Genomic DNA, 26,021 nt, shown 5'->3' with positions numbered 1-26,021 from the left:
AGTTTCCTTGAGAGTGGGTATATCAACAGGATTTGACGGTATCGTCCTGCTCGGCGCAGACCTGTTGCAGTGCTCGCAGCAAGCCGAGCGGGTGCTGACAATAGAAGTTCGGGGACTGGGCCTGCCAGGTACACGTCCGGCCATAGCCCCACGCAGCCATCGCCGAAGGCATGCCGGCGGCTCGGGCGGTTTGCAGGTCGATCTCCGTGTCACCGACGAACAGACACCGACGTGGGTCGACCGACAACTGCCGGGCGGCCTCCCACGCGACATCCGGCTGGGGCTTGAGCGAACGGCCCGTGCACTGCCCCAGAACCGTTGCGAAGGTATTTTGCGCAAACAATGAACCGGCGATCTCCAGGGCCATGTCCTCGGCCTTGTTGGTCACGATCGCCAGCGGCAGCTCTAACTGGCGGCAGCCTTCGAGCAGTTCCCATACGCCGTTGAAAGGCCTGGAAAACTGCACCAGATGGTGTTGGTACAACGTCATATAGCGTTGGTGCAACGCAGCCGCCCCGGCAATGCCGAACTGCGCAGCCACCTGCCCTATCATCGCCCTGGTGCCGCCACCGATATAGCCCCGCACGGTGTCTGCCGTCAGCACCGGGCAACCCTCTTCGAGCAGCACCCGGTTCAGGCACCAGGTGATGTCCGGCAAGGTGTCCACCAGCGTGCCATCCAGATCGAAGAGCACCGCATCGACCCGCAACCGAGGCGCCATCATTGGGCACTGGCGTAGTGACAAGGACGCCCCTTGCGAAACACCAGCCGGTGAAAACGCTCATCGACATTGCTGCGCTTTTCGAGGGTCACCACTCCCCGTCGCTTGATCGCCACCGAATGCCAAGGGGTACGCCACAGGTCGCTGGTCGGCACCAGGCGGATACCGATTTTCGTCGATACCGCCAGTTGCGGGTGAATCGACAGGCGCAGGCAATGCGGATAACGCGCCTGCAACAGGGCACCCCAGGCCTCACTGCGCTGGATCACCCGCTGGGAGGCCGGCTTGGCGACCTTCTTCACCGCATTGAGGCTCATGCCGGCGAACACCTTGAGGCCCGAGTAATCTTCAGAAAGGAAGCGATGGATACCGCAATACATCAACATCATGTGCGGGTCATCCTTGAAACGCTGTTGCAGCAGGATCAGGGACTGACCATGTTCGATCATCATTTCCTCGCGCATGGCGTCCAGGCAATCGAGCTGGGGATAGGCATCCCTGAGATCGAAATGGACGAACGTGCCGGGATAATGGCGTTCGGCGTAGTCCTGGATGGCGTCGGTGTAAGCCTTGACGTCCGAATCGGAAACGCGCACCAGGTCGGAGAACACATGACCGTCGGAGCAGATATGGATCAGCGCGCCCGGCGCGTAGATCGCCTGGACTTCAGCACACAGACGATACAACTCGTCGATGGCATGGTGCTCAGCCAGATCAGGCAGGTGGCTCAGGGTTTTCTTGCGGCTGGGGGATTTTCCGGGAAAGGCCGGCAAAACCATTTCAATCTGGCGCCCGCACTCCACCGCCTGCATGACCTTGGCCAGATGGGGTTCCAGCACTTGCGCCGAAAGTTCGTCGTCCTGCCCCGGTGCGAGGCTGCGACGGCGAAACAGGCATTCGAGAATCTGTTGGGCAACGGTCAGGTGTGAGGCGCTCTGATGCGCGCGCACCGGTTGACCACCCACCTGTTGGGTAACGGTATCTGGACCCTGCATAGACAATCCCTTGCTTGATGGTGAGTAACGGCCAAATCCTTGGCCGCCGGCAAATACCCCACTGCGGGCGACGAGCAGTCTTGCAGGTAGTGAGAATCTGTCAAATCCTCCGATACCTTGTGTGCCGGCGTTGTCATGGAGTTCCGGGGCAAACGCACCCACAAAAAAGCCCCCGCCGCCACAAAGGCCACGGGGGCTTTCGGTTTACCGGCTACATCTCGACCTGCGTCCCCAACTCAATCACCCGGTTCACCGGCAGGTTGAAGAAGCGCAGGTTGCCGTTGGCATTTTTCAGCAGGAAGGCGAACAACAACTCGCGCCAACGGGCCATGCCCTCGAGCTTGGAAGCAATGACGGTCTCGCGACTTAAGAAGTAAGTCGTGCGCATCGGGCTGAAGTCCAGGTCATCCAGATGACAGAGCTTGAGCGCCTGGGGCACGTCCGGCTCGTCGGTGAAGCCGAAATGCAGGATGACCCGGAAGAAGCCTTCGCCATAGGAATCGACTTCGAAGCGCCGCTGCGGCGGCACCCGCGGGATGTCTTCGTACACCACCGTCAACAGCACCACTTGCTCATGCAGCACCTGGTTATGCAACAGGTTGTGCAACAACGCGTGAGGCACGGCGTCGGAGCGCGCGGTCAGGAACACAGCGGTGCCCTGCACGCGATGAGGCGGCTGCACACGGATGCTGCTGATAAAGATCGGCAGCGGCAAGGCACCTTCGTCGAGACGCTCCACCAGCAACTGCTTGCCGCGTTTCCAGGTGGTCATCAACACGAACAGGGCGATACCGGCGATGACCGGGAATGCGCCGCCCTGGATGATCTTCGGCACGTTGGCGGCGAAATACAGGCCGTCCACCAAGAGGAAACCGAGCAACACCGGCACCGCCAGCACCGGCGGCCATTTCCACAACAGCAGCATCACGGCCGACACCAGGATGGTGGTCATCAGCATGGTGCCGGTCACCGCCACCCCGTAGGCCGAAGCCAGCGCACCGGAGGATTCGAACCCCAGCACCAGCAACACCACGCCGACCATCAGCGACCAGTTCACCGCGCCGATGTAGATCTGGCCCTGTTCGGCGCTGGAAGTGTGCTGGATGTACATGCGCGGGATATAGCCCAACTGGATCGCCTGGCGCGTCAGGGAAAACGCGCCGGAAATCACCGCTTGCGAAGCGATCACCGTCGCCAGGGTCGACAGGCCCACCAGCGGGATCAACGCCCAGCTCGGCGCCAACAGATAGAACGGGTTGCGCGCCGCTTCCGGATCGCCCAGCAGCAACGCTCCCTGGCCGAAATAATTGAGCATCAGCCCCGGCAGCACCAGGATGAACCAGGCGCGGGCGATCGGTTTACGGCCAAAATGCCCCATGTCGGCGTACAGCGCTTCGGCGCCGGTCAGCGCCAGCACCACCGCACCGAGGATCGCCACGCCCATGCCCGGATGAACGGCGAAGAAACGTACCGCCCAGACAGGGTTCACCGCCTGCAAAACTTCCGGGTGCTGGCTGATGCCATAGACACCGAGGGCACCGAGCACCAGGAACCAGGTGACCATGATCGGGCCGAACAGGATGCCGATCCGCGCAGTACCGTGGCGCTGGATCAGAAACAGCGCCACCAGCACCACCAGCGACAGCGGCACCACCCAGTGGTCAATCCCCTCGAACGCCAGCTCCAGGCCTTCGATTGCCGACAGCACGGAAATCGCCGGGGTGATCATACTGTCGCCATAGAACAGTGCCGCACCGATCAAGCCGCAGATCACCAGCAAGGTACGCAATCGCCTGCGCTCCCCCGCCGCACGTCGCGCCAGGGCCGTCAGCGCCATGATCCCGCCTTCGCCCTGGTTGTCGGCCCGCAGGACGAACATCATGTATTTTATCGACACGACCCAGATCAGCGACCAGAAGATCAGCGACAGAATCCCCAACACGCCATCGTGGTTGACCGGTACGCCATAGCCGCCGGAAAACACTTCTTTAAGGGTGTACAACGGGCTCGTGCCGATGTCGCCATAAACCACCCCGACCGCCGCGACCAGCATGCTCAGCGACTTCGTTGCCGAATGTTCGGCACCTGCCGCCTGACTACTTGCATGACCCATCCAGCACTCCTGATTCCCAGATCTGTCTTCTTGTTCAACGAAGCCTTATGCCCCGTCACGCAGCATGCGCTGTTTTACATGCCGTTACAGGTGTTTTGTTGACTGTAATAACCGGTAAAGCGCAAAGGCGCGAAGCATAGCGCAGCACTCGTCGTTTTTCCCTGTATAAAGCTGGTCAAGTGCCTCGCCCGTCGCTAGAATTGCGCACTTTTTGATCAGAGGCGCGTCAGGCGCCCTGTCTCGGCAAGAGACGATCCCCCTACACCGAGGTTAGACATGTCCACCACTACTACGCCAGCCAATCCCAAGGTCGGCTTCGTATCCCTGGGTTGCCCGAAGGCTCTGGTCGACTCCGAGCGCATCCTGACCCAACTGCGCATGGAAGGTTATGACGTCGTGTCCACCTACCAGGACGCCGACGTGGTAGTGGTCAATACCTGTGGTTTCATCGACTCGGCCAAGGCCGAATCCCTGGAAGTCATCGGTGAAGCCATCAAGGAAAACGGCAAGGTCATCGTCACCGGCTGCATGGGCGTGGAAGAAGGCAACATCCGCGACGTGCACCCAAGCGTGCTGGCCGTGACCGGTCCGCAGCAGTACGAGCAGGTGGTCAACGCCGTGCACGACGTGGTGCCGCCCAAGCAGGACCACAACCCGCTGATCGACCTGGTGCCGCCACAAGGCATCAAGCTGACGCCACGCCACTATGCGTACCTGAAGATTTCCGAAGGCTGCAACCACAGCTGCAGCTTCTGCATCATCCCGTCGATGCGCGGCAAGCTGGTGAGCCGCCCGGTGGGCGATGTGCTCGACGAAGCCCAGCGCCTGGTCAAGGCCGGCGTCAAGGAACTGCTGGTGATCTCCCAGGACACCAGCGCCTACGGCGTCGACGTGAAATACCGCACCGGCTTCTGGAACGGCGCGCCGGTGAAGACCCGCATGACCGAACTGTGCGAAGCCCTCGGCACCCTCGGCGTCTGGGTCCGCCTGCATTACGTCTACCCGTATCCGCACGTCGACGAGCTGATCCCGCTGATGGCCGCCGGCAAGATCCTGCCGTACCTGGACATCCCGTTCCAGCACGCCAGCCCGAAAGTCCTCAAGGCGATGAAACGCCCGGCCTTCGAAGACAAGACCCTGGCACGCATCAAGAACTGGCGCGAAATCTGCCCGGACCTGATCATCCGCTCGACCTTCATCGTCGGTTTCCCCGGCGAAACCGAAGAAGATTTCCAGTACCTGCTGGACTGGCTGACCGAAGCCCAGCTCGACCGCGTCGGCTGCTTCCAGTATTCGCCGGTAGAAGGCGCACCGGCCAATGACCTGGACCTGGACGTGGTGCCAGACGACGTCAAGCAGGACCGTTGGGAGCGCTTCATGGCGCACCAGCAGGCCATCAGCTCGGCACGCCTGCAAATGCGCATCGGCCGTGAAATCGAAGTGCTGGTGGATGAAGTGGACGAGCAAGGCGCTGTCGGCCGCTGCTTCTTCGACGCTCCGGAAATCGATGGCAACGTCTTCATCGACAACGGCAGTAACCTCAAGCCGGGCGACAAGGTCTGGTGCAAGGTGACCGATGCCGACGAGTATGACTTGTGGGCTGAACAGATCGGTTGATCTGCCCTATCCCCCTGTGGGAACGAGCCTGCTCGCGATAGCGGGGGTCAGTCAGCTTCAATGCTGAATGACCCAATGCCATCGTCGGATCGCCGCCCGGAGCAGGCTCGCTCCCACAATGAATTCTGAAAGCCCCGCCCTTGCGACAAGATGCGGGGCTTTTTTACGACTATCGTATGGATAAACCCAGGACATCCAGCACAAGGAGCAGGCGGGCATGCGCCAGCATTCGGTCATCCATACACCCAAACCCGGCGATTACCAGGAACTGACCCAAGTCTGGGAAGCTTCGGTACGGGCTACCCATGATTTTCTGCCGGACAGCTACATCGAGTTGCTGAAGAACCTGGTGCTCACCCGTTACCTGGATGCCGTGATGCTGATCTGCACCCGGGACACCCGCCAGCGCATCACCGGTTTCGCCGGTGTCGCGGCCGGCAAGGTCGAGATGCTGTTCATCGACCCGCAACACCGCGGCCAGGGCCTGGGCAAGCAATTACTGCGCTATGCCATGGAGCAATTGAATGCCGATCAACTGGATGTCAACGAACAGAACCCGCAAGCCCTGGGCTTTTATCTCAAGCAAGGCTTTGAAGTGGTCGGCCGTTCGGCCCGGGACGGCATGAACCAACCCTACCCGTTGCTGCATATGCGCTACCGGCAACCCGACCTGAAGGCCCGACGCGGCTAGACGAGACAAATGGACACGCGATTAACCGGCGCCAGGCAGGTACAATGTCCACCCTCTTTTTGTTACGGCCCTGTCATGACTGACCCGATCCGCCTCTCCAAACGCCTCATCGAACTTGTCGGCTGCTCCCGTCGGGAGGCTGAACTGTTCATCGAAGGTGGCTGGGTCACCGTGGATGGCGAAGTCATCGACGAGCCGCAATTCAAGGTCGGCGCCCAACGCGTCGAGCTTGACCCCGAAGCCAAGGCCACCGCGCCGGAGCCGGTGACGATCCTGATGAACGTCCCGGCCGGCATGGATGCGGACACTGCGATGGCGACCCTTGGGCCAGAAACCCTGAGCGAAGAACACCGCTTCGGCAAGCGCCCGCTCAAAGGGCATTTCCTGCGCCTGACCGCCAGCGCCGACTTGCAGGCCAACGCCAGCGGGCTGCTGGTGTTCACCCAGGACTGGAAGATCCTGCGCAAGCTCACCGCCGACGCCGCCAGGATCGAGCAGGAATACGTGGTGGAAGTCGAAGGCGAGATGGTCGCCCATGGCCTGAATCGCCTGAACCATGGCCTGACCTACAAGGGCAAGGAACTGCCGGCGGTCAAGGCCAGTTGGCAGAACGAAAACCGCCTGCGCTTCGCCATGAAAAACCCGCAGCCGGGCATCCTGGCCCTGCTCTGCCAGGCCGTCGGCCTCAAGGTGGTCGCCATTCGCCGTATCCGCATCGGCGGTGTGTCCATCGGCAAGGTACCGCTGGGCCAGTGGCGCTACCTGTCCGCCAAAGAGAAATTCTAATTTTTTCGGCGCCGCACGTGGCTGGGGCGCCCATTGCCGATCGATCAGGATTGCACACATGATTCACAACGACGTACTGCGCAGCGTGCGCTACATGCTCGACATCAGCGACAAGAAAGTCATCGAGATCATCAAGCTGGGCGGCCTGGAAGTGTCCCTCGCGGACCTGGCGGGCTATCTCAAGAAGGACGAAGAAGAAGGCTTTGTGTTCTGCCCTGACGAGGTCATGGCGCACTTTCTCGATGGCTTGGTGATCTTCAAGCGTGGCAAGGACGAAAGTCGCCCGCCACAACCCATCGAAGTACCGGTGACCAACAACATTATCCTCAAGAAGCTGCGGGTGGCCTTCGAGCTGAAAGAGGACGACCTGCACGCGATCCTCAAGGCCGCCGAGTTCCCGGTGTCCAAGCCGGAGCTCAGCGCACTGTTTCGCAAATTCGGCCACACCAACTACCGTCCGTGTGGCGACCAGTTGCTGCGCAACTTCCTCAAGGGGCTGACGCTGCGTGTTCGCGGCTGACTCCGACCCATGACCTACACGGTGTCCCCCATCGGCTTCGTCCGCTCCTGCTTCAAGGAGAAGTTCGCCATCCCCCGCCAACCGCAACTGGCGCCGGCCGCGCGGGGCGTGCTGGAGCTGGTGGCGCCGTTCGACCAGGGCGATGCGGTGCAGGGCCTGGAGCAGGTCAGTCACGTCTGGCTGTTGTTCCTGTTCCACCAGGCCCTGGAAGACAAGCCGCGCTTGAAGGTCCGCCCGCCGCGCCTGGGCGGCAACAAGTCCATGGGCGTGTTTGCCACCCGTGCCACCCATCGTCCCAATGGCATCGGCCAGTCGGTAGTGAAGCTGGAACGGGTCGAAGCCGGTCGGTTGTGGATCTCGGGCATTGATTTGCTGGATGGCACGCCGGTGCTGGACATCAAGCCCTATGTGCCCTATGCCGACATCATCGGCTCGGCGACCAATGACATCGCCAGCGCGGCGCCTGGGCTGATTCCGGTGCAGTGGACGGACTCAGCGCTGCTCCAGGCGCAAAACCACGCCATGCGCCTGGAGGAGCCCTTGGTCGAGCTGATCGAACAGTGCCTGGCCCAGGATCCACGCCCGGCGTACCAGATTCCTACAGCCGAACGGGAATATGGCGCGCAGTTCTGGGATCTGGATGTGCGCTGGCACTACCCGCAACCGGGGTCGATCCGGGTGCTGGAAGTCGTTCCCGTCCGGCAATAACCGGCAGAAACGAAAAAGCCCGCGTTGCCTTTATCAGGCAACGCGGGCTTTTTCATGGAGTTGGGATCGTGCCCACGCTCTGCGTGGGCACGCCGCAACGGACGCTCTGCGTTCGGCGCTTACTTCTCTACAAACGCCCGCTCGATCAGGTAGTCACCCGGCTCGCGCATACGCGGCGATACGGTCAGGCCGAAGCTGTTGAGCACTTCGCTGGTTTCGTCCAGCATGCTCGGGCTGCCGCACAGCATGGCGCGGTCGTCTTGCGGGTTGATCGGCGGCAGGCCGATGTCGCGGAACAATTTGCCGCTGCGCATCAGGTCGGTCAGGCGGCCTTCGTTCTCGAACGGCTCGCGGGTCACGGTCGGGTAGTAGATCAGCTTGTCGCGCAGCGCTTCGCCGAAGAATTCGTTCTGCGGCAGGTGCTCGGTGATGAATTCGCGGTAGGCGACTTCATTGACGTAACGCACGCCGTGGCACAGGATCACTTTTTCGAAACGCTCGTAGGTTTCCGGATCCTGGATGACGCTCATGAACGGCGCCAGGCCAGTGCCGGTGCTGAGCAGGTACAGATGCTTGCCGGGCTTGAGATCGTCCAGCACCAGGGTACCGGTGGGTTTCTTGCTGATGATGATCTCGTCGCCTTCCTTCAGGTGCTGCAACTGGGAAGTCAGCGGGCCATCAGGCACCTTGATGCTGAAGAACTCGAGATGCTCTTCCCAGTTCGGGCTGGCGATCGAGTAAGCGCGCATGAGCGGGCGGCCGTTGGGCTGTTGCAGGCCGATCATCACGAACTGACCGTTCTCGAAGCGCAGGCCCGGATCGCGGGTGCACTTGAAGCTGAACAGAGTGTCGTTCCAGTGATGAACACTGAGGACACGCTCGTGGTTCATGTTGCTCATGTACGTGGGACTCCTGGGAATGATGCCTGCGTCGTTATATGCGCATTTGCATCGCATTCTAATGGCGACGACAATATCTGTTAACTGAATTATTAAGATAAGGGTTATCGGTTATATCGATATGCGATTTACTCTACGTCAACTCCAGGTCTTCGTCGCTGTCGCCCAGCAAGAGAGCGTCTCCCGTGCTGCTGGCCAGCTCAATCTGTCGCAATCGGCCGCCAGCACCTCCATTACCGAACTGGAGCGGCAATCCAGCTGCCAATTGTTCGACCGCGCCGGCAAGCGCCTGAGCCTCAATGCCCTCGGCAAACAGCTGCTGCCCCAGGCCGTGGCGCTGCTGGACCAGGCCAAGGAGATCGAAGACCTGCTCAATGGCAAGTCCGGCTTCGGCTCACTGGCGGTCGGCGCGACCCTGACCATCGGCAATTACCTGGCGACCCTGCTGATCGGCGGCTTCATGCAGCGTCATCCGGAAAGCCAGGTGAAGCTGCATGTGCAGAATACGGCCAATATTGTGCAACAGGTCGCCCACTATGAAATTGATCTGGGTCTGATCGAGGGTGATTGCAGCCACCCGGACATCGAGGTGCAGAGCTGGGTCGAGGACGAGCTGGTGGTGTTCTGCGCCCCTCAGCACCCGCTGGCCAAGCGCGGTCAGGCGACCATGGCAGAGTTGACCCACGAGGCATGGATTCTGCGGGAACAGGGTTCCGGCACCCGGCTGACCTTCGATCAAGCCATGCGCCACCATCGCAGCGCGCTGAACATCCGCCTGGAGTTGGAACACACCGAAGCCATCAAGCGCGCCGTGGAATCCGGTCTGGGGATTGGCTGTATCTCACGCCTGGCGCTGCGCGATGCGTTCCGTCGCGGCAGCCTGGTGCCGGTGGAAACGCCGGACATGGACCTGGCGCGGCAATTCTATTTCATCTGGCACAAGCAGAAATACCAGACCTCGGCGATGCGCGAATTCCTCGAGCTATGCCGGGCATTCACCGCCGGGGCACAGCGCAGCGACGAAATCGTGTTGCCGACCATTGCTTGATCAGAGAAGCACCAGGCCCCACACCAAGGCAATCATGGTCAAGGCGACAAGCTGGGCGGCACTGCCCATGTCCTTGGCGTTTTTCGACAACGGGTGCAGTTCCAGGGAGATGCGGTCGATGGCCGCCTCCACTGCCGAGTTCAGCAGCTCCACGATCAATGCCAGCAGGCAGACCGCAATCAGCAGCGCCTGCTCGACACGGCTGACGTTCAGGAAGAACGACAGCGGAATGAGGACCACATTGAGCAGCACCAGTTGACGGAATGCCGCTTCGCCGGTGAAGGCGGCGCGCAGGCCATCCAGGGAGTAGCCGGAAGCATTCAGGATGCGTTTGAGGCCGGTTTGGCCTTTAAAAGGAGACATAGGATGGGCAACTGATTGAAAGAAGTGGGAAAGCTAATTCAACCCTAGTCAAAAAAGCGTGAATAAAAATGCTATGACTGCGGTGAAATTGACTCAAGTTGTTGCAGCAACAAAGCCGCCTGGGTCCGGGTACGCACATTCAGTTTACGAAAGATCGCCGTCACATGGGCCTTGATGGTGGCCTCCGACACGTTCAATTCATAGGCGATCTGCTTGTTCAACAGGCCTTCGCAGACCATGGTCAGCACTCGGAACTGCTGGGGCGTGAGACTGGCCAGGCCTTCGCTGGCGGCCTTGGCCTCTTCGGACACACTCACCGCTTCGAACGCCTGGGGCGGCCAGGCGACATCGCCGTCCAGGACTTTCTTCACGGCCTGCTGGATCATCTCCAGAGAACTCGACTTGGGTATGAACCCGCTGGCGCCGAATTCCCGCGCCTTGACCATCACCGAGGCCTCTTCCTGGGCCGACACCATCACCACCGGTATCTGCGGATACTGGCCGCGCAACAGCACCAGCCCGGAAAAACCGTACGCGCCGGGCATGTTCAAGTCCAGCAGGACCAGGTCCCAGTCGGCCTTTTCGGTCAGCCGAGTCTCCAGCTCCGCAATACTGGCTACCTCCGTCAACCGGACAGCCGGGCCAAGGCCCAGGGTCACTGCCTGATGCAACGCGCTGCGAAAGAGCGGGTGGTCATCGGCGATCAGGATTTCGTATGTGGTCATTTTTCAAATGATCCTGTTTTTATGGGGGCCCGATGCAATCGCGCCTCGCCAAAACAACTCAAGACGCCACGCAGCATTTCGAATGTCGGCCGCACCTGGTCGGCGCCAAGCATGCCCAGCGAAGCCGGGGTGGTCAAGCAGCACGGCCATCACTGCTTTGAGTATGGGCCACTATGGGGCCGATACCGCTTGGGACGCGCGGATGAAGGGTTGCAGCTCGGCGTGAGCCGGCGTCGACACATCCATCTCCTGCTGCCGTTTCGCGCCCAGGTAATGCTGGCTGAACACATCGAAATAAGCGTCCAGGGCCGACGCGGCGTCATTGTCTCCCGCCAGCTCCAGGCACAGCGCCGCCACTTCGGCGGTGCACAGGTGCTCGCTGCGGGTCGAACGGCGCAAACGGTAGCGCGACAGCTTGTCGGGCTGCAGGCTGAGGATCGGCAAGCGGTCGAAATACGGACTCTTGCGGAAGATCTTGCGCGCCTCCGTCCAGGTGGCATCCAGCAGAATGAACAGTGGGCGCCTGGAACGATCGAGATCAACCGTCTGGGTGACTCGCGATGGTTCGACATATTCGCCGGGAAATACCAGGTACGGTTGCCATTGCGGGTCGTTGAGCAGTGCAAGCAGTTGCTCGTCAACTTCGGTGCGCGACCAGATGAAGGCATGGTTGTCGCGCACCACGTCAGCGATCAACCAGCCGGTGTTGCTTGGCTTGAACACTTCCTTGTTGGTCATGATCAGACAAATCCCGGAGCGGGTTTCGACGTTCGGACGCCAGGCGCACAGGCAATGGCTTTCGATCACCCGGCAGGCGCTGCAACGGGGGGCACGCCAGCCACGGGCTTGAAGCGGCTTGATGCCTTCATCGATGCGCTGATCGCGCAGGCGGGCTACGGCGTTAGGGGCATGATTCATCGTGGGCAACGCCGACGAACAAAAGAACTCGACACGAACAACACTCGGCAGGGCAATAAAGGCCGGCAGTCTACCAGAGCGCGCAATCCTGTACCGTCCCACCCGGCCTCCCCTATAATTCGCCGCCACTGAACGCACAGTCACGTGACCGGTCGAAATAGCCGTCACTGAACCAGGAGAGTTTCATGCTGCGCCTTATCGTCCCTACCGTTGCCGTTCTGCTGGCTACGTCCTTCAGCGCCCAGGCTGCCTCGCTGAAAGAACTCGAACTGAACAAGATGCTGCAGAACGTCGCCGCGCAAAGCAGCCTCGGCACTCCGCGGGCAATCAACGAAGACATTCTCGACCAGGGCTATACCGTCGAAGGCACCGAGTTGATCAACCACCTCAGTGTGCAAAGCAGCCATGCCCAGCAAATGCGCGCCGACCCCAAGGCTGTGTATTTCCAGTTGGGTTCCAAAGTCTGTACCAACCCGGGTTTCCGCAAGCTGATGGCCAAGGGTGCAACCCTGCGCTACGAGTTCACCGAGGTCAAGACCAATCGCCCGGTCGCCACCGAACGCTTCCAGGAATCGGATTGCCCGAAACCGGCCAAGACGAAGAAGTAATCAACCCAAGCCAGGGGCCTGTCCGATTATTCGTTTGTAGGCGTTAGTCAGCCACGCAGGCCACTGTCGCGCCGTTGCTCATCGTCGGCGCGCAGCTCCGCCACCAGCGCCTGTAGATAGCGCGAGCGCCAGGCCCGGCCTTCCAGACGACGGCAACATTCTTCCTCGAGACTGACTCGATTGGCCTGCGCCGCCTCCAGCAGCGCCAGATATAACTGCCTGTCGAGCTCCAGAGTCACCCTGGTCATTTTTCCCGCCTCCTTGCCCGATCTACCTCAATCCTTCGCGTGGCCCAGCCGTGGGCATCGAATTGCATGGCACGCCTGTTATCAGTAAATCAGAGCTGCATGTACCCGGTCGGCGATCTGACGAGCGGTTGTGGCCGCTCATTGCTTGTTGCCAACCGTCACTTTTGAGGGCCATGATCAAGGCAGCGAAGATCAACGCGAGGGTCTAGGATTCAGAAGTAAGAAGGAGCAACTGAATGCCTTATAAACCGAATGACCAGCTCAGTCGGCATTTTGAGAACCATGGCCACGACCTCACCCGCAAGGTCGAAGAGCAACTCAACCTGGTATCGCCCGACAGCCCGAACCTTCCCATCTACCGCGACATGATCCTGACCGTGCTGCGCATGGCCCAGGAAGATCACAACCGCTGGAATGCCAAGATCACCCTGCAGGCATTGCGAGAGCTGGAACACGCGTTCCGCACGCTCGAACAGTTCAAGGGCCGACGCAAGGTCACCGTCTTCGGCTCGGCCCGAACGCCCATCGAACATCCACTGTACGGCCTGGCCCGTGAACTGGGGGCGGCGCTGGCCCGTTCGGACATGATGGTCATCACCGGTGCCGGCGGCGGTATCATGGCCGCCGCCCATGAAGGCGCGGGCCGGGAACACAGCCTGGGATTCAATATCACTCTGCCCTTCGAACAGCATGCGAACCCGACGGTCGAGGGCACGCCGAACCTGCTGCCGTTCCACTTTTTCTTCACACGCAAACTGTTCTTCGTCAAGGAGGCCGATGCACTGGTGCTCTGCCCGGGCGGCTTCGGCACCCTCGATGAAGCGCTGGAAGTCCTGACGCTGGTGCAGACGGGTAAAAGTCCGCTGGTGCCGGTGGTGCTGCTGGACGCTCCAGGGGGCAAGTTCTGGCAAAGCGCCCTGGACTTCATCCGCGAGCAACTGGAAGAAAACCGCTACATCCTCCCAACAGACATGAAGCTGATGCGGCTGGTGCACAGCGCCGAAGACGCCGTGGAGGAAATCAACCAGTTCTACCGCAACTTCCATTCCAGCCGCTGGCTCAAGCACCAGTTCGTGATCCGCATGAACCACAAGCTCAACGAACAAGCCATGGCCCAGATACAGGTTGAGTTCGCCGACCTGTGCCTGAACGACTGTTTTCACCAACAAACCTACGGTGGCGAAGAACAGGACGAGGCCCGGTTCAGCCATTTGACGCGACTGGCGTTCAATTTCAACGCCCGCAACCAAGGGCGATTAAGAGAACTGGTGGACTACATCAACCTGCCGGAAAACTGGGCGACACCCTCCTCCCAGCCACACCCTCTGACATGGGAACCGATCAAGGTAACCTGAACCCATAAAAAAACGGCCCGCTATCAAAATAGCGGGCCGTTTTTATTCAATCATCCAGGCCACGACCGCTGAACAAGCGGTTGATCATTTCCATGGAGTAGCCTCTATACGCCAGGAAACGTCCTTGCTTGGCCCGTTCTCGCGCATCGATGGGCAAGTGCCCCGAGAACTTTCGACGCCAGGTATCCATCAACTGATCCTGCCAATCGATACCACTTTCACGCAGGGCCTGTTCGATATCCGGGCGTTGCAAACCACGCTGGCCCAGTTCCTCACGAATTCGTAACGGACCGTAGCCGGAGCGGGCGCGATAAGAGACAAAGCTTTCGAGGTACCGGCTTTCCGATAACAGGCCCTCTTCCGTCAAGCGGTCGAGGGCCGTTTCGATCAAATCATCGAGAGCGCCGCGCTGACGCAATTTTCGCGTCAACTCGACTCGACCGTGCTCGCGTCTGGCGAGCAGGTCCATTGCAGTTCGCCGCACCGCGACGAGGGTATCGAGTACGGCGGTCATCGAATCGATCAGATATCAGCGTCAGCCAGGTCGTCGGCGGTTTCGCGACTGGCCACTGCCTTGACGTCGGCAACCGGGCTCAGCAACTTGTCACGCAGTTGCTTCTCGAGCGCTGCCGCAACTTCCGGGTTGTCTGCCAGGAACTTGGCCGAGTTGGCCTTGCCCTGACCGATCTTGGTACCGTTGTAGGCATACCAGGCGCCGGATTTTTCGACGAAACCGTGCAACACACCCAGGTCGATCATCTCGCCATTGAGGTAGATGCCCTTGCCATAAAGAATCTGGAACTCGGCCTGACGGAACGGCGAAGCGACCTTGTTCTTCACGACCTTGACGCGGGTTTCGCTGCCGACCACCTCGTCGCCTTCCTTCACCGCGCCGGTACGACGGATGTCCAGGCGAACCGAGGCGTAGAACTTCAGCGCGTTACCACCGGTGGTGGTTTCCGGGCTGCCGAACATCACGCCGATCTTCATGCGGATCTGGTTGATGAAGATCACCAGGCAGTTGGCGTTCTTGATGTTGCCGGTGATCTTGCGCAGGGCCTGGGACATCAGGCGAGCCTGGAGGCCCACGTGCATGTCGCCCATTTCACCTTCGATTTCAGCCTTGGGTACCAATGCCGCCACGGAGTCGACGATGATCACGTCAACCGCGTTGGAACGCACCAGCATGTCGGTGATTTCCAGGGCCTGCTCGCCGGTGTCCGGCTGGGACACCAGCAGATCGTCGACGTTGACGCCCAGCTTGCCGGCGTATTCCGGGTCCAGGGCGTGTTCGGCATCGACGAAGGCGCAGGTCGCGCCGGCTTTTTGGGCCTGGGCGATCACGGACAGGGTCAGTGTGGTTTTACCGGAGGATTCAGGACCGTAGATCTCGACGATACGACCTTTTGGCAGGCCGCCGATGCCGAGCGCAATGTCCAGGCCCAGGGAGCCGGTAGAGATGGAAGGAATAGCCTGACGGTCCTGATCGCCCATACGCATTACGGCACCCTTGCCGAATTGACGTTCGATCTGACCCAAGGCCGCAGCCAAGGCTTTCTTCTTGTTGTCGTCCATTAAAGTCCTCACGTAATCAATAAGGCCTGGCGGCCAACACCTGTATAAGTAGCCAGTATTATTCCACAGCGATTCAGGATCGCCTACCCCTGATTTGAGATTTCTACGGCGGCATGTTGCAGCAGCCCCTCTAGCGCGGCCCTCACCGTCTGTCGGCGGACCTCATCGCGGTTGCCGGGAAAGAATCGTTGCTCACTGACGACCCTGTCGCCGATGCCCCAGGCGAGCCACACGGTGCCCACCGGCTTGCTCGGCGAACCACCGTCCGGCCCGGCCACGCCGCTGACCGCCACGGCAAACCGCGCCAGGCTTTTCTGCTGGGCGCCCCGCGCCATGGCCTCGACCACCTCGCGGCTGACCGCCCCCACCCGCTCGAACAACGTGTCCGGCACATTCAACTGCTGGGTTTTCTGGCGATTGGAATAGGTTACGTAGCCCGCCTCGAACCAGGCCGAACTCCCCGGGATCCGGGTGATCGCCTCGGCAATCCCGCCGCCGGTGCAGGATTCGGCCGTGGTCACATGGGCATTGACCAATTGCAGGCGCCTGCCCAGTTCAGCCGCCAGTTCGGTGATGTCATCCATGATGCTCTCCTGATTCGACGCAATTGGGGCCTACCGTACACGAGCGCTCGCCGCTTGCAAGGCTCGGCGGACTACTGACCCAATGCCTTGACGTAGGCCTGGCAGGCCTGCAAAGCGATCAATCCACGGTCTCCTTCGTCGGTGATGGCGATAATTCGTTGAGCATGCGCCGGGTCAAGTCGGGCGCGTGGGGCGCCATGATCCATGCCGCCGGTGCGGGTGGCGGCAGGCAACGCACAGCCGGCGACAACATCGTCGGCGTCGAGGAGGACTGACAGCCGGACATCGGCAGTAGCAAGGCGATCGCGCAGGCGATCCTGGTCACGTTGGGCATCGCTCAAGGCTCGGTAGTGGGTTTGTTCGCTGCTGGAAAGTTGTTGTTCCAAGACCAGGCGCCTGTCCTGTTCAACCTTTTGTTGCAGCGCTGCCGCCTGGGTTATCTGGTTCAGGGTTTCAGCCTGGGTTTGGGCCAGTTGCGCCAGTTGCCGGCCGTAACGCAAGTCCTGGAAGCGCCATGCCAGCACCGCCGGACCCGCCGCCAACAGCGCCAGCAACACAGCGCCGACAAGGGAGCGGGCAGAAAAAGGCATCACGCCGAAGATTGGCATAACACCGCCCTCGCCCGCGCCCAGAGCTGCAAACGATCCTCCAGACCGTTCAAGCCACCGTTGATGCGCCGGGTAATACTGTTGAACTGGTCGCGATCGGCCAGTTCGTTCAAGCCATTCTGTTCCCAGAACCATGCGGCCGACTCGGCCGCCCATTGCGGTTGTTCAAGGAGTTCAGGCAGCGTCAGCAGCCGTTCATCATCGAACAAGCCAAGGCTGCAACGACGATAGTTATCGCGCCCGGTCACCTGAATCAGCCCGCGGCCTCGATACTTCTGGCCGTCACCGTCTGCCTCGGGGGTATTGCCCAGGCGAGCGGCCAACGCGCCGGTGTCGTACTTGCTCAGATATTGCTCATCACCGAGTTCACGCGCATAGCGCAGTTGTCCCGACTCATGTCCGACCTGGGCCAGAAATGCAGCGACGCGTTTGGGCGTGTCGATATGGTGTCGGGACATGGCAGTGTTGAGGGGAGAAATGAAAACGCCCGCTTGGGAGCGGGCGTTGGGCATGATGTTGATGAGTTGTTGTTGGGTAACTTCCATGGTCAGACCATCAAAAACTGATTATTGAAATTGCGCCATCAGCCAAGAAAGCGCAACTGAATTGAGTTCAGCCCCAGAAAAAAGCTCGTCCCCTGAGCTATTGAAAAAACGCTTACGATCTAGTGGTTCTGAAGGACTTGTTCGGCGATCCAGTGGGGAGCGGAGGGGCGCAGCTGCACTTGAGGAAAATTTGCGTCCTGAGGCCAGTCTCGAAGCGATTGTATATAGGTCAACAGTTCCTTGAACTGCTCATCTGTCAGCGTCGAACTTAAACCAAGCTCAACTTCGTCACGATGGCGCTCGCGCAGCCATTGAACGTTATAGAACTGCGAATCGCGCCATCCTCGCTCCTTCGAATCATCGCGCTCCTCCACGACAGGAAGTGGGATACCGCCCTTTTCGACCCAGTCCTCATATTCAGCCCAATAGCGGTGATGACGGGGAATGGTTGTATTGTCATACAGACGAATTACCGTATCCGGATCAATAGTCAATTGAAAACTCATAACTGCTCCTAGAGTTCGGCGTCAGCCGTGGCATGAATGTAATAAACCTGCGACGTCAAAGCGACATCCGAGTTGTACACCCCCGTTCCTCGAGTGGAGGTTGCAAAAGGCAAGGCATTGCCGGAAGAGAACTCATCGGAGCCAGAACGCCATTGTCCCAGGGTGCCGTGTAGAAAAGGTCGAAACAAGCTGATGCTGGGGATGGTTCTTTTTTCGACTTTGAACGACCACTGAGCCAACGGCTGTGATGCTGGTCCCGATTGCCCCATGTTAACAATGGAAATCAGGCATCCCGACGAGTTTGTTAAACTTCCAGGCGCCGTCTCTTGACTGTAGGTTTTTTCGTAGTAACGCTGACAGAGAAGCAACTCCTCGACAGGACTACGACTCTCAAAAGGCGTAGCAACAGGGCTTTCCTCAAGTTGAACCTGCGCCAGATCAAAAGTCTGTACGATGTTTAGGGGAAGATCAAAAGACAACATCAAACAGTCGGTAGCCGTTGTACCGACAACCTTTCCCGCAATGGAAGGCACCTGAAAAGTCGCGCTATACCTCATCCAAGTACTCTTGACTTGAAATGTCGCTACCGGAGTGACAAGTGGCGCTGAACCGCCGACCCCAAACAACTGAGTTACCGTCAAGGCCACCTGCCGCGAAGTGTCAGCCTTGGCCCAAAAGTTGACGGTTGCAACTTTACCGGCCAATGTCCGCACAAACTCAACGGACTGAGAAACTTTATGTATGGTTGCCCCCGCCCCAGCACTCACCTGCTGCCAACGGTAAAAAAACCGAGGCTCATTAGGAACATCTAATTGCCCCGGAACAAAATTCTGTCGAGAAACATTAACGCCCGCATTGCCATCCCAATCGCACCGAAAGCGGTCGGCTACGTATCCACCTGTATTTTGGTTAACGTTAGTTGTACCGCGCTGCCATATATCAAAGTTCCCATTAATCAGCAGATTCCTGCGATACACCTGGGCTGGAAAGTTCTGTTTTGGATCAAGTCTGGCCAGCGTTCGGATTGCCTGACACAGTTGATCGTTTTTATCTTCGACCGGCACCAATCCCGCTTCAATGATCGTGGTCAGAAGCTCCTGCGTAACACCGTTACCCCACTTAGCAGGTATCAAGGAACCGGGCGTGCCTGTCAGCGGGTTCTCGTCTACAAACTGGCCATTCACCAGTCCCACGCCGGGAACATTTTTTGGATAATCCATCCATCTACTCCTTAGTCATAATTGATATGCACCTGCGTATGCGCCGGCGCATTACGATGAATCTGGCACTCCAATACCGACCCCGGGTTAACGCCAAAACGCTCCCCCCAATAGCTGGCGCCAAAACGCCGACCGAGCAGCAGGCGCCCCCCGGTGTTGAGGGTCCACATGAACTGCGCTTGCCAGGTGCCGAAATGCGCCTCTCCAAAACGTGCACGGCCCATGCGGGGTGCCCTGTGTTCGGTAACGGTGGCGTTGGGATAACCCTGGCTCTTGGCGATTTCCACGTAGTACGCAACGGTCTGGCTACCCACCGCCAATAACCGCCGACGCACCGCCAACCTGCGGTCGTCATACAGCGGCGTGGCTCCCAGACACGGATCCGGCAATCCCATCACCCGCTCCCAATCCGGCACCAGCTCACTCACCCCTGCCGGGTCCATCTCATGCAGCAGATCAGCCGCACGCGCATCAAGACGCGCCAGTTCCTGGGCGATGCCTTCCAGCACGTCCTCCAGTTCCGGCACGCGCTCCGGGTCCCACGCCGGGCCGCTGGGCAGCAGGCTGCGCAGTTGGGCCCGGTATTGTTCGGCGGTTCTTATTCCAGCCATATGCAGCCTCCGAAGGTCAGCAGTTGATTGCTGGCCGCGACCACGTCGGCGGTGGGTGTGGTGAGTGTGTGATCGGTTTCGCCGGTGGCGCTGCTGATGGCTTCGGCGATGTGGGTCAGCAGCAAGGTTTCGCCGAGGCCGGCTTCGCGGTTGTGCAGGTCGCGCAACTGGGCTTCGATGGCGGCGCGTACGGCGCTGGTGTCAGGAGTGATGCGCAACCTGTAGACCACCGGAACCTGCGTTGGGGCCAGCACATGCACCTCGGCGGTGACCGGGCGCAGGGGCTCGATATAGGCCCGGACTTCCTCCAGTTGCTCGGCGTTGGGGATCGGCTGCGGATCGTCGTCACGCATGACGAACAGGCCGACGGTGCCGGGCCCCAGGTAGCTACCGCGACACCAGGCGCGGGTGATGCCGGGGCATTCCAGGGCCCAGGTTTCATAATCCTGGGCCGAGCCGCCATGGGGGATGATGCGATAGGAGCGGATCACCCGCGCCCGCAGGGATTCGAGGCTTTCCCGGGCGACGCCACCGGTCAGCCCCGGCGCCAGCACGATGAAGCTGCTGGAGACGCCGAGGATCGGTTGAACGGGGGTCAGCACCAGGCCCGCGTCGGCATTGCCCAGGCTGCCGGCATCCAGGGCGGCGATGGTAGTGGTGTTCAGGCCGTTGCTGGTGGTACGGGCACTGGTCACTTTGTAGGCGCGGCCATCGGTGGACTGCAGCAGCGTGTCGACATCTAGCACCGCACCGGCGGTCGCGCTGAAACTGACAGCGCCGCTGGCCGCCTGGGCGGCTTTGCGCGCCTGGTTCAGCCGCAAGGCGGCGATGCGCTCCAGGGTCGATTCGTCGGCCTTGTCCGGCAGGATCTGCTCGGCGATCCAGTCCAGGTAGCCATACAGGCCATAGGCTGCGCCGCCGAGGGTGCGGGCCAGCACCTGGGCATCGGACTGGCGCAGCGAATCGCTGGCCAGGTCGCTTTGGGTGCGTTTGATCAGCACCGGCAGCGAAGGGGTTTCAAACGGCATAGGTCACCTGCCAACTGTTATCGGGGTTTATGTCCAGACGCTCGCCATCGGCCAGGGTCAGGACCGTGCGCAGGTTCAGGCGCTGGGCGTCGAGGCGTTCACTGATGATGTCGATGGCCCTGCAATGGCCATCGTCGATCAGCCATTGCAGAGCTTCGCGGGCGTAGAACTCGGCGTCGAGCTGGGTCTGGCGGGTCAGCTTGACCCGGCGCAACAACCACAGCCGCGAGCCGATGCGGTCATCGGCGACCGTAGGAAAGGTGTCGCCCCACCAGCCGAAACGTTCCTCGTCATCGAGGGCGTCGTCGTCAGCGGCGCGGCGCCAGGTGAACAGGCTGATGAGCACCGAGCGGGTCAACGCGGCGTGCAGGTTCTGGCTGATGAACATCATTGGCCTCCCGCCGGCGCGCCGGTCTGGCCGTTGCCGACCTGTACGCCGCCATGCACATGCTTGATCTGGCTGATGCCGCCGGCGATCTGGTCCCCTTGGGAAACGATCTTGCCGGTGTGGTTGATGACGGGGCTGTCGATGTTCACTGCGCTGCTGGCGCGGATGTTCAGGGTGGCGGTTTCAATGTCGATGACGCGACCGCGTTTGCAGTGAATCCTGTCGCCCTCGTCGGTGTAGATCGCGACTTCGCCGGGAGCGAGAGCCTTGAGGCGAAAACGCCGGTCGGCGACCACCAGCACCACTGCGTGGGAACGGTCACCACCGAGGAAGGTGGCGATGCCCTCGGCGCCGGCCAGTGGGTTGCTGGTGAAGCCGTAGGGTTCGAAGTGCTCCATGTCGTCGTTCACCTCGCCGGCGGTGAGGCGCATTTGCAGCGATTGCAGCTTGGAGGCCGAATTGGCGAACACGACAGTGCCGCGCGCCAGGAGGCGGGTCAGTAGGCTCATTGGGGTTCCTTCGGAAATCGGTTGGGGGCGGGCTGGGTGTCAGTCGAAGTGGTCGGTGTCTGGGCCGGCGCCATCGCGAGCAGGCTCGCTCCCACAGGGGATTTGTGGTGGACGGGATCTTGTGGTCATCCCGGAACAGTGTGGGAGCGAGCCTGCTCGCGATGCGGTGGATCAGTGGAGACTGAGGTGACTGACACTCAGCCTTCGCGAGCAAGCTCGCTCCCACAGTGGGGAGCGTCGGGCTCAGGGCTTGGGCTTGACCGGATTCGCGTCGAAGGTGTGGGGCGGGGCGACTTGCAGGGTGGTGACCGAGCCCTGAGCAGACAGCGAATAGGTCACTTTGGAAATCAGCATGTCGCCGTCGAACCCCAGCACCGGGTCGATCACCCGCACCAGGCTGTTGTGGCGCCACAAGTCGCCGTTGGCCTGGCGCCAGCCCTGCACGCGGTAGGTGGTGGTCAAGGCCCGACCGGTGCGGATGGCGCTTTCCCAGTCGGCCCGTTGCTGGGCCAGCTCGAACGTCAGTTGCGCGCTTTCGTTGATCACCGTGACCCGCTTGCGCTTGAAACCCAGGTCCGTGGCGGTGCCCGAAACCTCGCTCACCGCCGCCCCGCTCTGCTGGTCGCTGCCCTTGTGCTGACCGATGACCCGGTATTCGGAGAACACCTGGCTGTAGTCCATCGGCGCATTGCCCGAAAGAATATTCTTGCCCAGTTCCAACCCATCACTGGCCCGCCCGCCGCTGCCCGGCTTGGCCAACAGCACGCGGCCTTCGGCGTCGTCGGTGGAGAACACCCGGAACAACGTCAGCAAACGGTCGATGGATTGAAAGACGGTTTCTCCCGGCACGATGCTGTGTTCGCTCAGACGCGCGGTCTCCGGGATTTCACTGACCACCCCCACGCCATATTGCGACGCCAGGGCCTGGACGATGCTCAGCACCGTCTGCCCCCGCCATTGGCTCGGCCGATTGATCGCCGCGCAATCCACCAGGTCCTGGGTCCTGGAACCGCCTTCGATACTCAGCGTGATCTGGCGTCCGTCATAGCTGACCGGGGCCTTGAACACGTAGCCGCTGAGCACCAGGTCGGCACCGATGCGCACCTGGCATTCATCACCGGGACGGATCGGCACCGCCTGGGTCTGCCCCGGCCATTGCCAGGTGATGTCGAGTTTGAAAGTGCGGAACTGACGCTCCAGGTCCGCACTGATTTCCACGCTTTTCCAACCACCGTAGTCCAGCCCGCCGACGGTGAGCGTGACGGTGTTAGCGAACTCGCCCATGGCTTACTCTCCCGAGACTTTCAGGTCGTTGGGCGGCAGGAAACCCGGGTGGGCCACGCCGTTGCGCTGGATTACTTCGGTCACCCGGGTGGCGTCGGCAAATTGCTGATACGCCACCACCAGCGCCGGCAGGCTTTGCTTGAACGACAGGTTGATCAACCTGACGCCCGATGACGCCACTGCCGTCAGGTGCGCGGCCATTTGCTGACGCAGGTTGTTCAACGCCTGGTAGTGATCCGGATCGGCCTTGAGGGAGGCCTGCCAGATGGCTTCGTTGAGGGCATCACGCAGGGCCAGCACATCGTCGGCCACCGGCACGTCACGGCGCTGGATCGGTTGCACGGCCTGCTGCGCCACCGAAGGCGTGGCGCCGAGCTTGACCACCGGCGCCGCCACGGGCATCGCCGCGATCCATTGCGCCGCCTGCACCAGCAAAGTGTCCTGGACCAGATCGGCCACGGCCTGGGCCGCCGCCGTGGTGTCCTTGCCGGTGGTGAGTTTGGGCGCGTCCGCCTGGCGAATGGCTTCGACCTGTTGCGACACGCTGGCAATCACGCCGCGATAGCCGTCACGGGCAAAGTCCTTCAACTCCCGGATATCCCCCAACAATCCCTTGAACTCGGCCACCACTTCCTTGGGCAGTTCTTTCACCGCCTTGACCAGATCGCTGAGCTGTCCATAAACCTCGATCAATGGCTTCAGCTCCTGCTCGATGATGCCGTAGACCTCCTTGAGGCTGTTGCGCAGGTCAGCGATACCGATCCGCGCGGCCTTGATCAAGGTCATCGCGTCTTCGAAGCGCCGCACCGCCGAACCCAGGAAACTGTCAGCCGACACCAGCAGCAATTTCTGGCTGTTGATCGCGGCCGAGGGGAATTGCAGCGGCTGGTCGGGGTAGAACTTCAGGGCAAAGGTCACCAGCCCGCCGTCCTGGCGGGTCTGGGTCATGTCGCATTCGCCGACCTTGACCTGCATCCGTCCCAGCCAAGGGTGCACCAGTTCGCCGCTGCCCTGCTCCAGCGCCTTGAGCAGTTTGTCGCGCTGCTCCAGGCAATCGGGGCCGACGATGAACGCGGTCAGTTCATGGATTTTCGCCTGCTGGCCGAGCCCTTCGAAAAACGGCTGGTCGCGCTGCGGATATTCATGCAACTGGCCCTTGTGGCCGACCGGGGTTTTCGCCTGGTCGACCCAGAACCCGACGCCACGAAACGACGCCGGCAACAAACGATCACGCCAGCTCATTGGAACCTCCTGCGGACAGAGAGCGATAGCCGATGCGCGAACTCATCGCCAGGCCCGGTTGATTGGTCTGGGGTGGGTCGGCGCGCAAACCGGCCGGCGCGTTTTCGAAGCGCACGGTCAGGCCGCCCTCAAGCTGAGTACGATTGTTCGCGGCGCTTTGTTGCACCAGGGCATTGGAGGTTTGCGGCAGCGCGCCGGGCGCAACGCTTGAAGACAGGCCCAAAGGCTGTTCGCTGGCGCCGCCAAAAAACGCCGGCGCCAGCTCGCCCTTGCCTTCGGCATTGGTCTTCTGCTGTGCCTGGGCCAGTCCTTCGACCTTGCCGGTGAAGGTGGTGATGATCTCGCCGAAGCCGCCATTGAAGAACGCCTTGATCGGCGCAATCACGCCTTGCAGCTCGTCCCACCATTGGCTGAACCACTCGCCTACCGGTCCCCACTGCTTGGTGAGGCCGTCGATGGGCGACCAGTCGAACAGGCCGCTGAACACCGCCAGCATGATCGACACCTGATTGCGGAGGCCTTCCCAGATCCCGGCGAAGACTTCCCCGATTGTGCCCCAGTTGGCCATGATCAGGCCCAACGGCGTCCAGTTGAAAAGCCCTTGGAGCGCGTCCATCACCGGCACCGTCAAGGCCTTGAGCAGATCCCAGATGGCCGAGAACAACCCGGTCAGGGGGCCCCAGTTGCTGATGATTAAACCCAGGGGTGACCAGGCGAATAACGTCTGCATGAAACCGATGACGGGTGTTGCGGCCGCCACGACCATGTTCCAGAGCGCGCCGAAGAAAGCACTGATCGGCCCCCAATTGCTGATCACCTGCCCCATCGGGGTGAAGGCGAACATCGTCTTGAAGAACTCGGCCATCGGCACAACGATGGGCGCGAGCCGTTGCCAGAGCCCGGCGAAGAACGCCGAGATCGGTTCCCAGTAGGCAATGATCATCCCTGCCGCCAAGGCGATGCCCATGGCGATCAAGCCAATGGGGTTCATCTTCAAGGCCAGGCTGACCACTTCGAGGGCCTGGCTCGCACCGCTGACCGCCGTCTGCATCGCGCTGAACGCCACGGCGCCGGCAGCCAGGCCCTGTACCAGTTGCGGGTTGTCCTGCAGCACCTGGGTCACGCCGCCGATCATCGGCTGTAGACCGACCGTCAGCGCATTGACCGCCGGCACCAGCGCCGAACCGAACTGCAACGACACATTGCTGATGGACGTCTTCAATCCCTCCAGGCTCTGTGCCGCTACCTGCGGCGCGGCCGGTGCCTGGACGGCGCTGGCCGCCGCGTTCACTCCAGCAACTTCAGCCTTGAACGCCGCCGCCGACTGGAGTCCTTCCATGAACGGTTTGGCGATGCCACCGTCCGGGAGCAGCCCGGAAATATCCAGGCTGCCGAGGCCGGTCGCATCGAGGTTCTGCTTGAAGCCCTGGACCTTCGCCCGAAGGCCGGCGAGCTTGGGCGACAGCTCGTCGATGCCGGTCAGCAGCACCGCTTTTTTCTCTACCTTTTGTGTGTCTGCCATCACTGCACCTGCTGCATCGCATTGATCCGTTGCGCGTGCTCCAGGGATTCACGGAGCACATCCAATGGCCTGGCCATCATCTGT

The 26,021-nt window shown here is 60.9% G+C and carries 30 protein-coding genes and 1 other annotated feature; of the genes, 8 read left to right on the top strand and 22 right to left on the bottom strand.

Going from position 1 to position 26,021, the window contains the following annotated elements; translation table 11 throughout:
* Positions 1-22: 22 nt before the first annotated feature.
* The 3 genes from LOY67_RS05940 to LOY67_RS05930 all read right to left on the bottom strand — a co-directional run bounded on the left by LOY67_RS05940 (position 23) and on the right by LOY67_RS05930 (position 3,769).
* Positions 23-745, bottom strand: coding sequence for an HAD family hydrolase (locus tag LOY67_RS05940; RefSeq protein ID WP_265066357.1), 723 nt, complete (start codon positions 743-745; stop codon positions 23-25).
* Entirely contained in the window at positions 721-1,716 is a 996-nt protein-coding gene (locus LOY67_RS05935; RefSeq protein WP_265066356.1) for an isocyanide synthase family protein, read from the bottom strand. The genes LOY67_RS05940 and LOY67_RS05935 overlap by 25 nt, the downstream gene beginning before the upstream one ends.
* Before the next feature lie 211 nt (positions 1,717-1,927).
* Positions 1,928-3,769, bottom strand: coding sequence for a potassium transporter Kup (locus LOY67_RS05930; RefSeq protein ID WP_413776200.1), 1,842 nt, complete (start codon positions 3,767-3,769; stop codon positions 1,928-1,930).
* A 336-nt stretch (positions 3,770-4,105) separates the two neighbouring features.
* On the opposite strand from LOY67_RS05930, the gene rimO reads away from it, so the two are divergent.
* The 5 genes from rimO to tsaA all read left to right on the top strand — a co-directional run bounded on the left by rimO (position 4,106) and on the right by tsaA (position 8,151).
* Entirely contained in the window at positions 4,106-5,446 is a 1,341-nt protein-coding gene (gene rimO / locus LOY67_RS05925; protein WP_265066354.1) for a 30S ribosomal protein S12 methylthiotransferase RimO, read from the top strand.
* A gap of 217 nt (positions 5,447-5,663) precedes the next feature.
* Positions 5,664-6,137 (top strand): GNAT family N-acetyltransferase, encoded by a 474-nt coding sequence (locus tag LOY67_RS05920; protein WP_265066353.1) that lies wholly within the window; start codon positions 5,664-5,666, stop codon positions 6,135-6,137.
* A gap of 75 nt (positions 6,138-6,212) precedes the next feature.
* Entirely contained in the window at positions 6,213-6,923 is a 711-nt protein-coding gene (locus LOY67_RS05915) for an rRNA pseudouridine synthase (protein WP_265066352.1), read from the top strand.
* A 58-nt stretch (positions 6,924-6,981) separates the two neighbouring features.
* On the top strand, positions 6,982-7,443 hold the full coding sequence (locus LOY67_RS05910) for a DUF1456 family protein (protein ID WP_258631469.1): 462 nt from the start codon (positions 6,982-6,984) through the stop codon (positions 7,441-7,443).
* Positions 7,444-7,452: 9 nt separating this feature from the next.
* Positions 7,453-8,151: a tRNA (N6-threonylcarbamoyladenosine(37)-N6)-methyltransferase TrmO gene (tsaA, locus tag LOY67_RS05905; protein WP_265066351.1), complete on the top strand. Its 699-nt coding sequence runs from the start codon at positions 7,453-7,455 to the stop codon at positions 8,149-8,151.
* Positions 8,152-8,270: 119 nt separating this feature from the next.
* Here tsaA and fpr read toward each other — a convergent pair whose 3' ends face one another.
* Positions 8,271-9,050 (bottom strand): ferredoxin-NADP reductase, encoded by a 780-nt coding sequence (gene fpr / locus LOY67_RS05900; protein WP_003184787.1) that lies wholly within the window; start codon positions 9,048-9,050, stop codon positions 8,271-8,273.
* Between the two features lie 121 nt (positions 9,051-9,171).
* Here fpr and LOY67_RS05895 point away from each other — a divergent pair, with 121 nt between their 5' ends.
* Positions 9,172-10,098: a LysR family transcriptional regulator gene (locus tag LOY67_RS05895; protein WP_265066350.1), complete on the top strand. Its 927-nt coding sequence runs from the start codon at positions 9,172-9,174 to the stop codon at positions 10,096-10,098.
* On the opposite strand, the gene LOY67_RS05890 is transcribed toward LOY67_RS05895, so the two are convergent.
* The 3 genes from LOY67_RS05890 to LOY67_RS05880 form a co-directional block, all read right to left on the bottom strand.
* Entirely contained in the window at positions 10,099-10,461 is a 363-nt protein-coding gene (locus tag LOY67_RS05890; protein ID WP_265066349.1) for a diacylglycerol kinase, read from the bottom strand. It abuts the gene before it with no gap.
* Positions 10,462-10,532: 71 nt separating this feature from the next.
* Positions 10,533-11,186, bottom strand: coding sequence for a response regulator transcription factor ErdR (erdR, locus tag LOY67_RS05885; RefSeq protein WP_265066348.1), 654 nt, complete (start codon positions 11,184-11,186; stop codon positions 10,533-10,535).
* Between the two features lie 171 nt (positions 11,187-11,357).
* Positions 11,358-12,104 (bottom strand): tRNA-uridine aminocarboxypropyltransferase, encoded by a 747-nt coding sequence (locus tag LOY67_RS05880; protein WP_265066347.1) that lies wholly within the window; start codon positions 12,102-12,104, stop codon positions 11,358-11,360.
* A 185-nt stretch (positions 12,105-12,289) separates the two neighbouring features.
* On the opposite strand from LOY67_RS05880, the gene LOY67_RS05875 reads away from it, so the two are divergent.
* On the top strand, positions 12,290-12,712 hold the full coding sequence (locus LOY67_RS05875) for a quorum-sensing-regulated virulence factor family protein (RefSeq protein ID WP_265066346.1): 423 nt from the start codon (positions 12,290-12,292) through the stop codon (positions 12,710-12,712).
* A gap of 47 nt (positions 12,713-12,759) precedes the next feature.
* On the opposite strand, the gene LOY67_RS05870 is transcribed toward LOY67_RS05875, so the two are convergent.
* Positions 12,760-12,960 carry a hypothetical protein gene (locus LOY67_RS05870; protein WP_265066345.1) on the bottom strand — a complete coding sequence of 67 codons (201 nt, stop codon included), beginning with the start codon at positions 12,958-12,960 and terminating at the stop codon, positions 12,760-12,762.
* A gap of 236 nt (positions 12,961-13,196) precedes the next feature.
* On the opposite strand from LOY67_RS05870, the gene LOY67_RS05865 reads away from it, so the two are divergent.
* Complete coding sequence (locus LOY67_RS05865) at positions 13,197-14,315, top strand: TIGR00730 family Rossman fold protein (protein ID WP_265066344.1); 1,119 nt, start codon at positions 13,197-13,199, stop codon at positions 14,313-14,315.
* A 46-nt stretch (positions 14,316-14,361) separates the two neighbouring features.
* Here the strand turns inward: LOY67_RS05865 and recX are convergent, their stop codons facing one another.
* The 14 genes from recX to LOY67_RS05795 form a co-directional block, all read right to left on the bottom strand.
* Entirely contained in the window at positions 14,362-14,829 is a 468-nt protein-coding gene (gene recX / locus LOY67_RS05860) for a recombination regulator RecX (protein ID WP_265066343.1), read from the bottom strand.
* Between the two features lie 8 nt (positions 14,830-14,837).
* Positions 14,838-15,890 (bottom strand): recombinase RecA, encoded by a 1,053-nt coding sequence (gene recA / locus LOY67_RS05855; protein WP_042730773.1) that lies wholly within the window; start codon positions 15,888-15,890, stop codon positions 14,838-14,840.
* Between the two features lie 83 nt (positions 15,891-15,973).
* Positions 15,974-16,474 (bottom strand): CinA family protein, encoded by a 501-nt coding sequence (locus tag LOY67_RS05850; RefSeq protein ID WP_265066342.1) that lies wholly within the window; start codon positions 16,472-16,474, stop codon positions 15,974-15,976.
* Positions 16,475-16,545: 71 nt separating this feature from the next.
* Positions 16,546-17,082: a lysis protein gene (locus LOY67_RS05845; protein WP_265066341.1), complete on the bottom strand. Its 537-nt coding sequence runs from the start codon at positions 17,080-17,082 to the stop codon at positions 16,546-16,548.
* Positions 17,064-17,627, bottom strand: a complete 564-nt coding sequence (locus tag LOY67_RS05840) for a glycoside hydrolase family 19 protein (protein ID WP_265066340.1) — start codon at positions 17,625-17,627, stop codon at positions 17,064-17,066. Before LOY67_RS05840 ends, LOY67_RS05845 begins: the two co-directional genes overlap by 19 nt.
* Positions 17,560-17,674, bottom strand: a sequence feature (Trp leader region). (Overlaps the previous gene by 68 nt.)
* A gap of 72 nt (positions 17,675-17,746) precedes the next feature.
* Positions 17,747-18,133, bottom strand: coding sequence for a phage tail assembly chaperone (locus LOY67_RS05835; protein ID WP_265066339.1), 387 nt, complete (start codon positions 18,131-18,133; stop codon positions 17,747-17,749).
* A gap of 8 nt (positions 18,134-18,141) precedes the next feature.
* Positions 18,142-19,353, bottom strand: a complete 1,212-nt coding sequence (locus LOY67_RS05830; protein WP_265066338.1) for a carbohydrate-binding protein CenC — start codon at positions 19,351-19,353, stop codon at positions 18,142-18,144.
* A gap of 11 nt (positions 19,354-19,364) precedes the next feature.
* Positions 19,365-19,964 carry a YmfQ family protein gene (locus tag LOY67_RS05825; RefSeq protein WP_265066337.1) on the bottom strand — a complete coding sequence of 200 codons (600 nt, stop codon included), beginning with the start codon at positions 19,962-19,964 and terminating at the stop codon, positions 19,365-19,367.
* On the bottom strand, positions 19,952-20,992 hold the full coding sequence (locus tag LOY67_RS05820; protein WP_265066336.1) for a baseplate J/gp47 family protein: 1,041 nt from the start codon (positions 20,990-20,992) through the stop codon (positions 19,952-19,954). Before LOY67_RS05820 ends, LOY67_RS05825 begins: the two co-directional genes overlap by 13 nt.
* Positions 20,982-21,380 (bottom strand): phage GP46 family protein, encoded by a 399-nt coding sequence (locus tag LOY67_RS05815; RefSeq protein WP_265066335.1) that lies wholly within the window; start codon positions 21,378-21,380, stop codon positions 20,982-20,984. Before LOY67_RS05815 ends, LOY67_RS05820 begins: the two co-directional genes overlap by 11 nt.
* Entirely contained in the window at positions 21,380-21,889 is a 510-nt protein-coding gene (locus LOY67_RS05810) for a phage baseplate assembly protein V (protein ID WP_265066334.1), read from the bottom strand. Before LOY67_RS05810 ends, LOY67_RS05815 begins: the two co-directional genes overlap by 1 nt.
* Before the next feature lie 243 nt (positions 21,890-22,132).
* Positions 22,133-23,173, bottom strand: a complete 1,041-nt coding sequence (locus LOY67_RS05805) for a phage baseplate assembly protein (protein WP_265066333.1) — start codon at positions 23,171-23,173, stop codon at positions 22,133-22,135.
* Between the two features lie 3 nt (positions 23,174-23,176).
* Positions 23,177-24,415: a DNA circularization protein gene (locus LOY67_RS05800; protein WP_265066332.1), complete on the bottom strand. Its 1,239-nt coding sequence runs from the start codon at positions 24,413-24,415 to the stop codon at positions 23,177-23,179.
* A complete protein-coding gene (locus tag LOY67_RS05795) occupies positions 24,402-25,937 on the bottom strand; it encodes a phage tail protein (RefSeq protein ID WP_265066331.1) in 1,536 nt (511 codons plus the stop codon). The genes LOY67_RS05800 and LOY67_RS05795 overlap by 14 nt, the downstream gene beginning before the upstream one ends.
* Between the last annotated feature and the right edge of the window lie 84 nt (positions 25,938-26,021).

The organism is Pseudomonas sp. B21-056 (genome assembly GCF_026016325.1).
Lineage (GTDB): Bacteria > Pseudomonadota > Gammaproteobacteria > Pseudomonadales > Pseudomonadaceae > Aquipseudomonas.
Note: the sequence above shows the minus strand (reverse complement) of the source record. Positions and strands in the feature narration are given on the sequence as shown.

Excerpts from the sequence above, each read along its gene's own strand:
- LOY67_RS05870 (WP_265066345.1), bottom strand. The coding sequence starts at position 12,960 with ATGACCAGGGTGACTCTGGAGCTCGACAGGCAGTTATATCTGGCGCTG.
- tsaA (WP_265066351.1), top strand. The coding sequence starts at position 7,453 with ATGACCTACACGGTGTCCCCCATCGGCTTCGTCCGCTCCTGCTTCAAG.
- fpr (WP_003184787.1), bottom strand. The coding sequence starts at position 9,050 with ATGAGCAACATGAACCACGAGCGTGTCCTCAGTGTTCATCACTGGAAC.
- LOY67_RS05825 (WP_265066337.1), bottom strand. The coding sequence starts at position 19,964 with ATGGCTGGAATAAGAACCGCCGAACAATACCGGGCCCAACTGCGCAGC.
- LOY67_RS05930 (WP_413776200.1), bottom strand. The coding sequence starts at position 3,769 with ATGCTGGTCGCGGCGGTCGGGGTGGTTTATGGCGACATCGGCACGAGC.
- LOY67_RS05920 (WP_265066353.1), top strand. The coding sequence starts at position 5,664 with ATGCGCCAGCATTCGGTCATCCATACACCCAAACCCGGCGATTACCAG.
- LOY67_RS05795 (WP_265066331.1), bottom strand. The coding sequence starts at position 25,937 with ATGGCAGACACACAAAAGGTAGAGAAAAAAGCGGTGCTGCTGACCGGC.
- LOY67_RS05840 (WP_265066340.1), bottom strand. The coding sequence starts at position 17,627 with ATGGAAGTTACCCAACAACAACTCATCAACATCATGCCCAACGCCCGC.
- LOY67_RS05850 (WP_265066342.1), bottom strand. The coding sequence starts at position 16,474 with ATGGATGACATCACCGAACTGGCGGCTGAACTGGGCAGGCGCCTGCAA.
- LOY67_RS05830 (WP_265066338.1), bottom strand. The coding sequence starts at position 19,353 with ATGGATTATCCAAAAAATGTTCCCGGCGTGGGACTGGTGAATGGCCAG.
- LOY67_RS05880 (WP_265066347.1), bottom strand. The coding sequence starts at position 12,104 with ATGAATCATGCCCCTAACGCCGTAGCCCGCCTGCGCGATCAGCGCATC.
- LOY67_RS05805 (WP_265066333.1), bottom strand. The coding sequence starts at position 23,173 with ATGGGCGAGTTCGCTAACACCGTCACGCTCACCGTCGGCGGGCTGGAC.
- LOY67_RS05835 (WP_265066339.1), bottom strand. The coding sequence starts at position 18,133 with ATGAGTTTTCAATTGACTATTGATCCGGATACGGTAATTCGTCTGTAT.
- LOY67_RS05935 (WP_265066356.1), bottom strand. The coding sequence starts at position 1,716 with ATGCAGGGTCCAGATACCGTTACCCAACAGGTGGGTGGTCAACCGGTG.
- LOY67_RS05800 (WP_265066332.1), bottom strand. The coding sequence starts at position 24,415 with ATGAGCTGGCGTGATCGTTTGTTGCCGGCGTCGTTTCGTGGCGTCGGG.
- LOY67_RS05815 (WP_265066335.1), bottom strand. The coding sequence starts at position 21,380 with ATGTTCATCAGCCAGAACCTGCACGCCGCGTTGACCCGCTCGGTGCTC.
- LOY67_RS05890 (WP_265066349.1), bottom strand. The coding sequence starts at position 10,461 with ATGTCTCCTTTTAAAGGCCAAACCGGCCTCAAACGCATCCTGAATGCT.
- LOY67_RS05810 (WP_265066334.1), bottom strand. The coding sequence starts at position 21,889 with ATGAGCCTACTGACCCGCCTCCTGGCGCGCGGCACTGTCGTGTTCGCC.
- erdR (WP_265066348.1), bottom strand. The coding sequence starts at position 11,186 with ATGACCACATACGAAATCCTGATCGCCGATGACCACCCGCTCTTTCGC.
- LOY67_RS05915 (WP_265066352.1), top strand. The coding sequence starts at position 6,213 with ATGACTGACCCGATCCGCCTCTCCAAACGCCTCATCGAACTTGTCGGC.
- recX (WP_265066343.1), bottom strand. The coding sequence starts at position 14,829 with ATGACCGCCGTACTCGATACCCTCGTCGCGGTGCGGCGAACTGCAATG.
- LOY67_RS05910 (WP_258631469.1), top strand. The coding sequence starts at position 6,982 with ATGATTCACAACGACGTACTGCGCAGCGTGCGCTACATGCTCGACATC.
- LOY67_RS05820 (WP_265066336.1), bottom strand. The coding sequence starts at position 20,992 with ATGCCGTTTGAAACCCCTTCGCTGCCGGTGCTGATCAAACGCACCCAA.
- LOY67_RS05875 (WP_265066346.1), top strand. The coding sequence starts at position 12,290 with ATGCTGCGCCTTATCGTCCCTACCGTTGCCGTTCTGCTGGCTACGTCC.
- recA (WP_042730773.1), bottom strand. The coding sequence starts at position 15,890 with ATGGACGACAACAAGAAGAAAGCCTTGGCTGCGGCCTTGGGTCAGATC.
- LOY67_RS05865 (WP_265066344.1), top strand. The coding sequence starts at position 13,197 with ATGCCTTATAAACCGAATGACCAGCTCAGTCGGCATTTTGAGAACCAT.
- LOY67_RS05895 (WP_265066350.1), top strand. The coding sequence starts at position 9,172 with ATGCGATTTACTCTACGTCAACTCCAGGTCTTCGTCGCTGTCGCCCAG.
- rimO (WP_265066354.1), top strand. The coding sequence starts at position 4,106 with ATGTCCACCACTACTACGCCAGCCAATCCCAAGGTCGGCTTCGTATCC.
- LOY67_RS05845 (WP_265066341.1), bottom strand. The coding sequence starts at position 17,082 with ATGCCAATCTTCGGCGTGATGCCTTTTTCTGCCCGCTCCCTTGTCGGC.